The 13,051-nt window shown below is 41.2% G+C and carries 11 protein-coding genes; 9 read left to right on the forward strand and 2 right to left on the reverse strand.

Annotated features, from left to right (window positions below; translation table 11 throughout):
• The 3 genes from HT723_RS08810 to ccpA form a co-directional block, all read left to right on the forward strand.
• On the forward strand, positions 1-956 hold a 956-nt coding region (locus HT723_RS08810; RefSeq protein ID WP_172935049.1), incomplete at its 5' end, for a sensor histidine kinase.
• Complete coding sequence (locus HT723_RS08815) at positions 957-1,556, forward strand: response regulator transcription factor (protein WP_166731193.1); 600 nt, start codon at positions 957-959, stop codon at positions 1,554-1,556. It abuts the gene before it with no gap.
• Between the two features lie 318 nt (positions 1,557-1,874).
• Positions 1,875-2,885: a catabolite control protein A gene (gene ccpA / locus HT723_RS08820; protein WP_000990605.1), complete on the forward strand. Its 1,011-nt coding sequence runs from the start codon at positions 1,875-1,877 to the stop codon at positions 2,883-2,885.
• Positions 2,886-3,054: 169 nt separating this feature from the next.
• On the opposite strand, the gene HT723_RS08825 is transcribed toward ccpA, so the two are convergent.
• Positions 3,055-4,017, reverse strand: a complete 963-nt coding sequence (locus HT723_RS08825; protein ID WP_172935050.1) for an asparaginase — start codon at positions 4,015-4,017, stop codon at positions 3,055-3,057.
• Between the two features lie 65 nt (positions 4,018-4,082).
• Between HT723_RS08825 and HT723_RS08830 the strand changes: the two genes are divergently transcribed.
• Positions 4,083-5,474: a Cof-type HAD-IIB family hydrolase gene (locus tag HT723_RS08830; protein ID WP_172935051.1), complete on the forward strand. Its 1,392-nt coding sequence runs from the start codon at positions 4,083-4,085 to the stop codon at positions 5,472-5,474.
• 111 nt (positions 5,475-5,585) lie between these two features.
• Here the strand turns inward: HT723_RS08830 and HT723_RS08835 are convergent, their stop codons facing one another.
• Positions 5,586-6,038: a universal stress protein gene (locus HT723_RS08835; RefSeq protein ID WP_000194272.1), complete on the reverse strand. Its 453-nt coding sequence runs from the start codon at positions 6,036-6,038 to the stop codon at positions 5,586-5,588.
• Positions 6,039-6,209: 171 nt separating this feature from the next.
• Here HT723_RS08835 and HT723_RS08840 point away from each other — a divergent pair, with 171 nt between their 5' ends.
• The 5 genes from HT723_RS08840 to HT723_RS08860 form a co-directional block, all read left to right on the forward strand.
• Positions 6,210-6,509: a hypothetical protein gene (locus HT723_RS08840; protein WP_000797852.1), complete on the forward strand. Its 300-nt coding sequence runs from the start codon at positions 6,210-6,212 to the stop codon at positions 6,507-6,509.
• A gap of 20 nt (positions 6,510-6,529) precedes the next feature.
• On the forward strand, positions 6,530-7,087 hold the full coding sequence (locus tag HT723_RS08845) for a hypothetical protein (RefSeq protein WP_001203814.1): 558 nt from the start codon (positions 6,530-6,532) through the stop codon (positions 7,085-7,087).
• A gap of 143 nt (positions 7,088-7,230) precedes the next feature.
• Positions 7,231-8,445, forward strand: coding sequence for a pyridoxal phosphate-dependent aminotransferase (locus HT723_RS08850; protein WP_172935052.1), 1,215 nt, complete (start codon positions 7,231-7,233; stop codon positions 8,443-8,445).
• Positions 8,446-8,589: 144 nt separating this feature from the next.
• Positions 8,590-8,724: a 50S ribosomal protein L34 gene (gene rpmH / locus HT723_RS08855; protein WP_000831907.1), complete on the forward strand. Its 135-nt coding sequence runs from the start codon at positions 8,590-8,592 to the stop codon at positions 8,722-8,724.
• A gap of 584 nt (positions 8,725-9,308) precedes the next feature.
• The coding region (locus HT723_RS08860; RefSeq protein WP_172935053.1) for a Rib/alpha-like domain-containing protein at positions 9,309-13,051 on the forward strand (3,743 nt) is incomplete at its 3' end.

The following is a 13,051-nucleotide window of genomic DNA, read 5'->3' on the forward strand; positions in this document are numbered from 1 at the left end:
AAATGATTGAGTATAAGAACCAGCGCCTATCTTGGCTTTTCTGGGGAATCATGCTGGTCTATGTGGCTGGGAATACTGTCTTAGTTCATGGCAACTATGTCTGGTTCTTCTTTTTCCTTGCCAATCTCTTGATTTATCATTTTAGAGTGCGTAGTTTAAAGTCTTTACATGTATGGACATTTTTCCTTGCTCAAGTCCTTGTTGTGGGGCGACTTTTGATTTTTCAGAGAATCGAAGTTGAGTTTCTAGTCTATATGCTTGGAATTCTTACTTTTGTCGATTTGATGACTTTGGGCTCGGTTCGGATTCGCCTTATCGAGGATTTGAAAGAAGCTCAGGTCAAGCAAAATACCCAGATAAATCTATTGCTAGCAGAAAATGAGCGCAATCGTATCGGTCAAGATTTGCATGATAGCTTGGGACATACCTTTGCTATGCTTAGTGTTAAAACTGATCTAGCCTTGCAGTTATTTCAAATGCAGGCTTATCCACAGGTGGAAAAGGAATTAAGAGAAATACAGCAAATTAGCAAAGAATCAATGCGTGAAGTTCGAACCATTGTGGAAAATCTTAAGTCTAGAACTTTGACATCCGAACTAGAGACTGTGAAAAAGATGTTAGAAATTGCTGGAATTGAGGTGGAAATAGCTAATCAATTAGATACTGCTAGCCTTACTCAAGAATTGGAGTCAACGGCTTCCATGATTTTGCTTGAGTTGGTGACCAATATCATCAAACATGCCCAAGCGTCTAAAGTCTACTTAAGATTAGAACGGACAGAGAAGGAACTCATTCTAATAGTGAGAGATGATGGCTGCGGCTTTGCTTTTCTAAAAGGAAATGAGCTCCATACAGTCCGAGAACGTGTCCTTCCATTTTCGGGAGAAGTAAGTGTAATCAGTCAGAAACAACCGACAGAAGTTCAGGTTCGACTACCTTATAAGGAGAGAAAGTAGATGAAAGTATTAGTCGCAGAAGATCAAAGTATGTTGCGAGATGCCATGTGCCAGTTGCTTGCCTTTCAAGCAGATGTAGAGTCTGTCTTACAAGCCAAGAATGGGCAAGAAGCAATCCAACTATTTGAAAAGGAGTCTGTAGATATCGCCATCCTTGACGTAGAAATGCCTGTTAAGACAGGTCTTGAAGTCTTGGAGTGGATACGAGCAGAAAATCTAGAAACAAAGGTGGTTGTGGTGACGACCTTCAAGCGTCCTGGGTATTTTGAACGTGCGGTCAAGGCTGGAGTAGATGCTTATGTATTAAAAGAAAGAAGCATTGCAGACCTCATGCAAACTTTGCATACTGTCCTCGAAGGACGCAAGGAGTATTCGCCTGAATTGATGGAAGTGGTGATGACGCATCCCAATCCGTTGACAGAACAAGAAATCGCAGTCTTAAAGGGAATTGCTCAGGGTTTCTCTAACCAAGAAATTGCAGATAAACTTTATCTATCCAACGGAACAGTCCGAAACTATGTCACCAATATTCTTTCGAAACTAGATGCAGGTAATCGAACAGAGGCAGCTAATATCGCGAAAGAATCTGGTTGGTTGTGATACTATCATAACGCGAAAACCATTATGTGTTAAAATTAAAATTATTCAATCAAACAATTTGTAACTTGAGGGGGCTTAGTTTCCTCCTTTTTGTTTCGTCTAAGGTGGTAGCAAGGAGCTAAACCTAGGCTTTCTATGAAATTTTTTCAATCAATCCTCAAAAAACACTTGAAAGTGTTTACAATTAGTGATAGAATGGAATAAGTAAAAATATGAAAACGAAATTTTCACATCTTCACTTTTGTAAGTAGATATAGAGCTTTAATCGGTGCCTCTACTTGTAAAAGAATGTGTGGGATAGAAAGGACAGGAAAAGGAATGAATGCAGATGATACAGTAACCATTTATGATGTCGCTCGTGAAGCAGGTGTTTCCATGGCGACGGTCAGCCGTGTGGTTAATGGCAATAAAAATGTAAAAGAGAATACCCGTAAAAAAGTGTTAGAGGTAATTGATCGTTTGGATTATCGTCCAAATGCAGTTGCGCGTGGTCTTGCAAGTAAAAAGACAACCACTGTCGGTGTCGTGATTCCAAATATTACCAATGGTTATTTTTCGAGTTTGGCTAAGGGGATTGATGATATTGCAGAAATGTACAAGTACAATATTGTCCTAGCTAATAGCGATGAAGATAACGAGAAAGAAGTTTCTGTTGTCAATACCCTCTTTTCAAAGCAGGTAGATGGCATTATCTTTATGGGGTATCACTTGACAGATAAAATTCGCTCAGAATTTTCGCGTTCACGTACTCCGATTGTTCTCGCAGGAACTGTGGATGTAGAGCATCAGCTTCCAAGTGTCAATATTGACTACAAACAAGCTACGATTGATGCAGTGACCTACCTCGCTAAAGAAAATGAGCGCATTGCTTTTGTCAGTGGTCCACTAGTGGATGACATCAATGGTAAGGTTCGTTTGGTTGGCTACAAGGAAGCTTTGAAAAAAGCAGATATTCCTTATAGCGAAGGATTGGTATTTGAATCTAAATACACTTATGAAGATGGCTATGCCTTGGCAGAGCGCTTGATTTCATCAAATGCAACTGCAGCAATTGTAACAGGTGATGAGTTGGCGGCAGGTGTCTTGAACGGTTTGGCTGATAAAGGTGTGTCAGTACCAGAAGAATTTGAGATCATTGCCAGTGATGATTCGCAAGTCTCTCGCTTTACCCGTCCAAACTTGACAACTATTGCCCAACCTCTTTATGACCTTGGTGCCATTAGTATGCGTATGTTGACTAAGATTATGCACAAGGAAGTGTTGGAAGAACGTGAAGTTCTATTATCTCATGGATTAACAGAACGTAGCTCAACACGAAAACGTAAATAGAAAAAATCAGGGAATCGAGAAGATTTCCTGATTTTGTGCTCTTAAGCAAGAGATGTTGACTTAATGAATACCATAGAGCGGACTAGGCGGCTGGTTAAAGGCTGCGCAACACACTGCTTTGAGCTTGTAGATGGAAGCTGACGTGGTTTGAAGAGATTTTTCAAGAGTCTTAGCCTTCCATATAGTCTTTCAAATCTTGCCCTGTTAGTCCGGCATTGAGGGCAATGAGGAGTTTCAAGCGGGCTTTTTGGGCGTTGAGTTCTTTAATAAAGAAGACACCAGATTTTTGTAATTGCACGCCCCCACCCTGGTAGGCATAAACAGGTTCTGCTATACCGTTAAAGCATCGTGATACCAGAGCGACTGGAATTCCTTTTTGCAGAAGGTTTTCTAATTTTTGAGCCGTTTCTTTGGGAATATTACCAGCTCCGAAGGCTTGGATAATCAAACCGTCCAAGTGTTCTAAATCCAGCATATCAATCAGCTCATCTGTCATACCAGCATAAGCCGAGATGATAGGGACTAAACCTTGTATGTGATCAAGATCAAAGCGAACACGAGGTTCAGCTGTTTTAAAGTAGAGGATTTCCTGTTTCATGATGAGACCGAGGGGGCCATGTGTTGGGGTCTGGAAGGTGCTGACGTTGGTCGTATGTGTTTTGGTGACATACTTGGCAGCGTGGATTTCATCGTTCATAACGACCAAAACTCCTTTGTCAGCAGCCTTGTCATCGCTAGCTACCCGTAAAGCACTTAGGTAATTATAAACACCATCACTACCGAGCTCATTGGAGCTGCGCATGGCTCCTGTTAGAACGATGGGCATGTGGGGAATTTCCATGGTATCAAGGAAATAGGCTGTTTCCTCTAAAGTATCGGTTCCGTGTGTGATCACCACCCCGTCGTAGTTATCTGCTTCCTCTTTCATTTTCTGGTAGAGAGCCAGCATATGTTTGGGTTTGATATAAGGGCTTGGCAGGTTAAAAAAGTCCAAGGCATGAACTTGGATTCCTTCAAGTGGGCTGGACACATGATTCATAGGATTATCTGAACTCGTCACAACAGCGCCAGAAGCATCGGCCTGCATGGAAATAGTCCCACCCGTATGTAAAACAAGGATTTTCTTAGGCATGATTTACTTACTCTTTCTGAAATGTGGTATAATCATTGTATCACAAAAGGGGAGATTGGGATAGGATGGAAGTCAAAGCTGTTTTTTTTGATATCGATGGAACACTAGTCAACAATCGCAAGAGTGTTTTGAAATCCACTAGGGACGCGATTAAGATTGTTAAAGAACAAGGGGTGCTTGTCGGTGTAGCGACAGGACGAGGACCTTTTTTTGTTAAGGAATTGATGGACGATTTGGACCTGGATTTTGCGGTAACCTATAATGGCCAGTACATCTTTACTAAAGACAGAGTCTTGTTCACGAGCCCTATTTCCAAGTTACATTTGCGCCATCTAATTAGCTATGCTAAAAAAGAGGGGAAGGAGATTGCCCTAGGGACCAAGGATGCCATGCTGGGTTCTAAAATCATGTCCTTTGGTCTGGGTTCTTTTTCCCAACGAATCAGTCGCTTCGTTCCCTCTGTCTTAACCCGGACGGTGAGTCATTCCTTTAATCGTATGGTCAGCAAGGTTGTTCCTCAAAAGGAAGAAGACCTGCTTCACCTGATGAATCAGTCTATCTACCAAGTTTTGATGCTGATGACGCCAGAAGAATCTGAGAAGGCGGCAGCTGATTTTGAAGACTTGAAATTGACACGTAGCAATCCTTTTGCTGCGGATGTCATCAATCAAGGAAACTCTAAATTGGAAGGCATTCGACTAGTCGGGAAAGAATATGGCTTTGACCTCAACCAAGTCATGGCCTTTGGTGACTCAGATAACGATCTTGAAATGCTGGCAGGTGTTGGGATGTCGGTCGCTATGGGAAATGGTAGTAGCAGTGTCAAGGAAGTTGCCAAGCACATTACCACCAGCAATCAACAAGACGGAATCCACAAGGCCTTGGAACATTTTGGTGTTTTGGCTTCAGAAAAAGTCTTTGTCAGCCGTGACTATCATTTCAATAAGGTCAAGACCTTCCACCACATGATGGATGAACGGACCCAAGAAGAACCTCGAGCTTGGGATTTAGAAGGTGCAACCCATAGGGCTGGCTTTAAAATAGAAGAATTGGTGGAGTTTGTTCGAGCAGCCAGTCCTTCTGAAGAGGACTTTGGTCAAGCTCTATCGCAACTTCATCAGGCTCTTGATAAGGCGGCAGATAAAGTAGCCAAGAAGACGCCTGCCCAGCAAGATTTGATAGGGCAAGTGGATGCCTTGATTGACACGCTTTACTTTACCTACGGTAGTTTTGTCTTGATGGGGGTGGATCCAGAACGTATTTTTGATATTGTCCACCAGGCCAATATGGGGAAAATCTTCCCAGATGGCAAGGCTCATTTTGATCCAGTGACCCACAAAATCTTAAAACCAGATGATTGGGAAGAAAAATATGCTCCAGAACCTGCTATTAAAAAGGAACTGCAGCGCCAGCTCAAGGCGTATGAACGCCATAAAGAGAGAAATAATACTCAATGAAAANNNNAACATGTTTTTGAGGTTGCAGATGGAAGTTGACGTGGTTTGAAGAGATTTTCGAAGAGTATAAATAGTAAACAAAAAGGAGCGCTGAGCTCCTTTTCTTTGTAATTATAAGGTTTTCTCTTGTTCTCTCACCACCAGCAAATCGACCTTAGCATGGCGGAGGATGTATTCAGATGAAGAGCCGACCAAGAGGCGTTCAAAGGCGTTGAGACCGGTTGCGCCAAGGAGGATGAGGTCCACTTCCTCAGCATCGGGAATAGTACGTGCCAGTAGGGTCTTTGGATTTCCCATTTCAATGACGATATGAACATCGGCCACACCAGCATCTTTAGCACGTTTTTCGTACTCTTTCATCAGACTTTCAGCGTCGACTTGGAGTTGTTCGTAAACTTCAGCATCAAAGGTGGATACGCTTTGGAGAGCGCGTGTGTCAATGACATGGGCGATGGTGAGTTTAGCGTCGTTTCGTAGAGCAGAATGAACTCCCTTGACAAAAGCCAAGTCTGCTTCCTTAGAACCATCGATTGCGACCATGATATTTTGGTAACGTTGTGTCATAATGAAACCTCCTGAAATTTTCTTACTACAATTGTAAACCTTTTCACTATAGAAGTAAAGCAAAAAAAGTATTTTTCAAAAAATGTTAGCGCTTGACATATGTATGTATATATGTTAAAATATATAAAAAAGAGTGAGAGTGAAGATAGAATAGATTGGAGAGGAGTGGTTATGAAAAACTCTTTTCAAGAATCAAAAAAAATAAATTTCCTTTATTATGGAATCATCTTAGCTTCGGTCTTGGTAGAAGTGATCATGATCTGGCAATTAGATAGGTTGATTCCGCTTCTTTATCCAGGTTTTGTTGGCTTTTTAGTCTTTCATTTACTCTACCATTTGGTATTATTCCTAGTCGCTAAAAGAAGTGGTCGCTGGGATTACTTAATGATATGGGGGCTTTTCCTCATGTTCAATCTTCTCTATGACTCCTTTTTAGGCTTGCTTTTTCTAGGTTTATCTTTTGGTATGTAGAAATTAGTTGAGGTGTTGATATGAGATGTTCTAAATATATAATTACAATGATGTTTGTATTGTTTACTTTTGGAATGGTTATTCCTGTTGTAGCTCAGGAAAATTCCAATAATATAGATCAATCAATTACTATTTTGAAAAAATACACTGAATTAGATGAATCGAATATTCCTTTTATTCGGACGGATATTATGGAAGAACAGAATGAAAATAAAGAAACAATAACTCTTGCAGAAATGGTGAATGAACTCGCTATAAGTTATAAAAATCAGAAGCTATCTCATAATAAAGTAATAAAAAGAATAAGAAGAGGTTTGATTCCTACTTATGGTAATTGGTGTGGTCCAGGTCATACAATGGATGATAGAAATGGGAATGCAATTGATATTTTAGACTGGGCATGTAAAGATCACGATATTTGTTATAGAGATAATGGATATTGGAATATTGATTGTGATAAACGATTTATCAAACAGTTAAAAGCTATTCTTGATAGTGACGTATTATCTCCAGATGGGAGATTATATGCATCTGCAGCCTATACCTTATTTTCTACTATGAGAAATTATGGTGGATAGTTATTCTCTTTAAACTCTCCTCTATTTCCTCGCTTTTAGCGAGGTTTTTCTTCTGTAGGATTTTAGTAACACATTCCAGCAAACTTGTCGCATTCTTTTTCTAGTGGTATAATGTTACTAGTCTGATGAATGGAGGAAACAAGATGAAAGAATATAACAAGTCTAGTAAGTTAGAGCATGTTGCTTATGATATCCGTGGTCCTGTTTTGGAAGAAGCCATGCGGATGCGAGCAAATGGAGAAAAGATTTTACGTCTGAACACAGGAAATCCAGCAGAATTTGGCTTTACAGCGCCAGACGAGGTCATCCATGACTTGATTATGAATGCGCGTGATAGTGAAGGGTATTCTGACTCCAAAGGGATTTTCTCAGCCCGTAAGGCCATCATGCAGTATTGCCAGTTGAAGAAATTCCCAAACGTAGATATTGATGATATTTACCTTGGAAATGGTGTCAGTGAACTGATTGTCATGTCCATGCAGGGGCTTTTGGACAATGGAGATGAGGTCTTGGTGCCTATGCCCGACTATCCTCTCTGGACAGCGGCTGTCAGCCTAGCTGGAGGAAATGCCGTTCACTATATCTGTGATGAAGCTGCAGAATGGTACCCAGATATTGACGATATCAAGTCAAAAATCACTTCCAATACCAAGGCAATCGTCCTTATCAATCCAAACAACCCAACTGGAGCCCTTTATCCGAAGGAACTCTTGCTGGAGATTATTGAGATTGCCCGTCAAAACGACTTGATCATCTTTGCGGATGAGATCTATGATCGCATGGTCATGGATGGGCATGTGCATACGCCTGTGGCGAGTCTGGCACCAGATGTCTTCTGTGTCAGCATGAATGGTCTGTCAAAATCGCATCGTATCGCTGGTTTCCGTGTGGGTTGGATGGTCCTGTCTGGCCCTAAGACTCATGTTAAGGGCTATATCGAAGGGCTCAATATGCTGTCCAATATGCGCCTTTGCTCTAACGTTTTGGCCCAACAAGTCGTCCAAACCTCCTTGGGTGGTCACCAATCAGTCGATGAATTACTCCTTCCTGGTGGACGAATCTACGAGCAAAGAAATTTCATCTATAATGCCATTCAAGATATTCCAGGTTTGTCTGCCGTTAAACCCAAGGCGGGTCTCTATATCTTCCCCAAAATCGACCGCAATATGTACCGTATCGATGATGATGAGCAGTTTGTCCTTGATTTCTTGAAGCAGGAAAAGGTGCTCTTGGTTCATGGGCGAGGCTTTAACTGGCAGGAACCAGACCACTTCCGTATCGTTTACCTTCCTCGTGTCGAGGAACTAGCCCAAATCCAAGAAAAGATGACTCGTTTCTTAAAACAGTATCGCAGATAGGGCTTACATGAGAAAAAGCTGGAAACAATTGCTTAGAGCTATTGACAAAAGTGACAGAATCAGATAGAATGGTAAAGTATGTTTAGTAACTGATCACTTTATAGCCGGCTAAACGAATACAAAATCTATGAGGAGGTATTCATCGTGAAACGTACTTATCAACCAAGTAAACTTCGTCGTGCGCGCAAACACGGATTCCGTAACCGTATGTCAACTAAAAATGGTCGTCGCGTATTGGCAGCTCGTCGTCGTAAAGGACGCAACGTTTTGGCTGCCTAGTCCAAACCACGGAGAAGGAAAGTCAGTAGGAACTCGAGTCTACTGGCTTTTATTGTGCTTAAAAATAGGGGCAAGAGTAGATGAGTCCGGTGTCAAAGATAGAGTAGCTGGAAGCTAGGAAAGTAGATAGCGACTGCTAAAACAGTTTTAGAAATTGCTTTGCATTTCCTAATCAATCTGTTGCGTTTTTATTTCTTTTCGCTATAGATCTGTCTGGTAAAGGAAGGGCTCGTCATAAGCTATAGTAGATTGAAACGAGAATAGGACACCTCTACTTCTAAAACATCTCATTTTTAGGAGGGCTGGGTGGCTAACTTCCTTATAGAACTGTTAGTGAGATTCAGCGATGAAAAAAATGATAAAAGTGTCAGGATAAGTGTTGACTAATTTTATCAAAGTGGTATAATGTAGCTGTGATAGCTGTGATATTATAGTTGCTTGAGGCTTAAGGGTGACCTCGTATCATCTCCTATCATTTATTCACTAGTAAGAATCACGGTGCTGTTTCTAGCTTCACTCTCTGAAAGAGTGGGAGTTGGGAAACTTATTTTTTATTATATCATTAGTCTTCTTAAGGAGGTAACATGGAAGATAAATCGAATTCACTCAGTAGGGTAAAGCGCCATCAACGCGAAAAAGTTTTGCGCTTCTCTATTCGTAAATATAGCTTTGGTGCAGCTTCTGTTGCGGTTGCGGCTCTTATGTTTATGGGGGCCAACGTCGTGAGTGCAGATAGCCCAAGCCAAAACACGTCGTCATCGACTACTGGTCTAGCTAGCCCGAAAGATGGGGAGCAGTCGTCTGAAGCAGGGCAGGCAAGGGATGAAAATCAAGCCGAAGTAGCCAGTGAGCCTTCAGCAAATAACGAAGCTCAACCTGCTGAAGAGAAAGCTGCTACAGTTGATAGCAGCCGCTTGAGCAAGCTAGTGGAAGAGGTAAGTGCTCTTCTTTCTACCGACTCGAAGCACGATCCTTCAGTTGTAAGTCCTATTAAGGAGCGACTTCAAAAAGGGAAAGAATTATTAGACCGTGCTGATGCAGGTCAAGGGGAGCTTGACAGTCTTGCTGAGAAGTTGGAAAAAGACTTGGCAGTCTTATCAAGTTCTTCTAAAGAAGAAAGTCAGCCGCAGGGAAGTGAATCAGCGAATAAGAGTTCTTCTTCTGAAAGGAGCGACCATAAGGAGGAGGGTTCAGACAGGGCTGCTTCTGCATCTGTGCCAGAAAAAAAACCTAGAAGATCTAAGAGGGCTCTGGAATCTATCCCGAATACTGTTAACGAAGGTGCTTTGTCTGATGTCAGATACTTTGCTTCTGTTGATCCATCTACTAACAAAAATCAAAAGACAAGGAATGATGATCCAGATTTTACTAGGGATAAGACAGTAATTAGAGCAAATTATAAGGAAGAAAATGGACAAAAATGGATGGTCTACGATGTCTTCTTTAATAACGATGGAAAAAGAATGGTGAATCATTCATACCAGCAACAGTATTATTTCCAAGCTCCTTTTAATATCATGCACCCCTCTAACACGGTAAAAGACTTGAGTTTCACACGATACAAGAAATTTGATGGAAGAAGGCTTTCTGATGGGAATATCGGATTCCAAAAATATGGAGAGACAGCCTTCATCGATAAACAGTGGGAACAGAAGCCATATATCTTTAACAATGATTATATCAGTTTGTATGATCCAAGTTCAGGGGTAAATAGAGATGACCAGCGTTGGTATGTATTCAAAAATAACCTAGACAACTCTGTCCTAAATACTCTTACAAAAGGTAAAGATGGTAAATATCCAAAACTATCATATTATTTGGGAATTAAGGTTGGAAAAGAAAGTATAGATTATGCTGTTCATATGCATGCGAAGATTAGACTTAAGGACGATGTGACTGCTGAGGAAGCAGCTAAATGGGGTCGTGTCTACGCAGCCACGACAACATACGGAAACACTACTAATCAGTCTTATATTATGGGGGCATTGGGAGCTAGGCTACAAACGACCACAGAGGCAGAAACCTACCCTATCAAAGGTAGTTCACATACCAAAACGGTGGGAGATAGTCTTAAAGATACCAATAATCCTGTAGGTGATGGCTATATCACTTCAAAAAGTGGTAAAGACTTCCCATCAGGAATGAATTGGAACTGGCAAAATAATCGTAAACCAAGTACAGATCAAGCTGGTGTCTTTACTTATAAAGTAATTGCCAGATATGGGGATGGTTCATCATCAGAAGATGCCAACTCAGGCTCAGACGGAACAGTTACATTAAACGTTAGACCTAAAAAACCGACTATTACAACAAGTTTAGAGAACAAAAAAGGCTTAACAAATCAACAAATTACGGTTAATGTTGGAAGTGGAGTGCCAAAGGGTTCAACAGTTAAGCTTTACGATGGTGATATAGTTATTGGAACTGGAACAACTAATGGAGAGACTGCAACCGTTACAGTTACAGAAGCTCTACCAGGAAACTCTATTACAGCTGAAACCATTGTTAACAATGGTGGAGAGGTGAAGTCAGAACGAAGTGACGCTGTAACACCGACAGAAGCACCAGACACACAAGCCCCAACCTTGACCATTACACCAGCAAGCCAGACTGTAACAGAAGGTGAATGGGTAACATTTACAGTTACAGCAACAGATGATAAGAAGGCTAAGCTGGATGTTAGTGATTTTATAACCCAACCAAAATATAGTAACAGGCTTACTACAGCGCAAGCATTTGTAGAATCAAAAGGAAGTACAGATACTAAACAAATCAGAAAAATCACCCTTAAAGCCCTACCAGAAGATGTTGGTAAAACACATACATTTACCTTCAAGGCTACTGATGATGCAGGAAACCAAGCAAAACCTGTGACCTTTACTTTCACTGTCACAGCTGCTGATAAGACGGGGCCAACCATTACAGCAGATGGAGCGACTGTTACCAAAAATGAAGCCATTCAGCCAATTCCGGTAAGTGCTCAAGATAATGCTGGTGGTGTTGGCTTGCGTGATAAAGATCCTATTCTAGTGGAAGGCTTACCAGAAGGCTTGACTTATAAGGATGGTAAGATTACAGGGACACCGACAGGAAATCCGGGTACATCTCGCGTCACTATTAAAGCCTATGATAAGAACGGAAATGTTACTACAGAGACAATTGATATTGTAGTACAAGCGCAAAAAGACAAGTATAATCCAGTAGGCGAACCCCTAACAGTAAACCAAGGACAAACCATTTCAGATGATGCAGTAAAAGCAAAAGTGAAAAACGTTGGTCCAGGAACACTAACAGTACAAAGTAAACCAACTTCAACAAACACAGCCGGTTCAGCTGGAAATGCAGTTGTAAAAGTTACTTATCCAGATGGATCAAGTGAAGAAGTGACAGTTCCAGTCACTGTAAAAGACGTAACAGGACCAACTATTACAGCAAATGGAGCGACTGTTACCAAAAATGAACCAATCAGTCCAATCAAAGTAACCGTGGCGGATAATGAAGGCGGACGAGGTTTACGTGAAAAAAATCCAGTAGAAGTAACAGGTTTACCAGCAGGCTTGACTTATAAGAATGGTCAAATTACAGGTACACCAACAGGAAATCCAGGCGCATTCAAAGTAACCATTAAAGCCTATGATAAAGATGGTGCAGTTACGACAAAAACAATCACCATTACTGTTCAGGATCAAGCAGCTAAGTACAATCCAAAAGGAAAAGACCAAACAGTTTCTAAAAATGCGGTTCCTGCAGCAGCGGATAGTATCAGTAACAAGCAAGACCTACCAACAAACACTAGCTATCGCTGGAAAAAAACTCCAGATACTAGCCAAGATGGAAAAACTGTATCTGCAGTGGTTGTTGTAAGCTATCCAGATGGATCAAGTGAAGAAGTACCAGTTAAGGTTAAGGTATCAGATTCTCTAGCCGGCACAGTCACAGCACCATCAGCAGTTAAGGAGAAAACACCAGTTACTCCAACTACAGTTGTAACAGCTAACAAACCAGGTTCAACTATTACAACAGACAAGCCAGTCAATGGTTTGACAGTTGACGGAGAAGGCAAGCTAACAGGTACACCAACTGTTACTGATTGGAAACCAGACGAAGAAGAACGTAAGATTACGATTCCAGTCAAAATTAAGAATGGTAAAGATGAAGTAACCGTCAGCGTTCCAGTAACTATCCAACGTGATACAGATGGCGATGGTATTCCAGATGTAACGGATCCAGATGATGACAACGATGGTATCTCAGATGCAGATGAAAAAGCAAATGGCACAGATCCAAAAGTTGCAAATTCTCTAGTAGCAACTATTGACTTGGTACA

The sequence above is a fragment of the Streptococcus sp. 2106 genome (genome assembly GCF_013277315.1).
In the GTDB taxonomy this organism is placed as follows: domain Bacteria; phylum Bacillota; class Bacilli; order Lactobacillales; family Streptococcaceae; genus Streptococcus; species Streptococcus pseudopneumoniae.

Excerpts from the sequence above, each read along its gene's own strand:
- HT723_RS08815 (WP_166731193.1), top strand. The coding sequence starts at position 957 with ATGAAAGTATTAGTCGCAGAAGATCAAAGTATGTTGCGAGATGCCATG.
- ccpA (WP_000990605.1), top strand. The coding sequence starts at position 1,875 with ATGAATGCAGATGATACAGTAACCATTTATGATGTCGCTCGTGAAGCA.
- HT723_RS08825 (WP_172935050.1), bottom strand. The coding sequence starts at position 4,017 with ATGCCTAAGAAAATCCTTGTTTTACATACGGGTGGGACTATTTCCATG.
- HT723_RS08830 (WP_172935051.1), top strand. The coding sequence starts at position 4,083 with ATGGAAGTCAAAGCTGTTTTTTTTGATATCGATGGAACACTAGTCAAC.
- HT723_RS08835 (WP_000194272.1), bottom strand. The coding sequence starts at position 6,038 with ATGACACAACGTTACCAAAATATCATGGTCGCAATCGATGGTTCTAAG.
- HT723_RS08840 (WP_000797852.1), top strand. The coding sequence starts at position 6,210 with ATGAAAAACTCTTTTCAAGAATCAAAAAAAATAAATTTCCTTTATTAT.
- HT723_RS08845 (WP_001203814.1), top strand. The coding sequence starts at position 6,530 with ATGAGATGTTCTAAATATATAATTACAATGATGTTTGTATTGTTTACT.
- HT723_RS08850 (WP_172935052.1), top strand. The coding sequence starts at position 7,231 with ATGAAAGAATATAACAAGTCTAGTAAGTTAGAGCATGTTGCTTATGAT.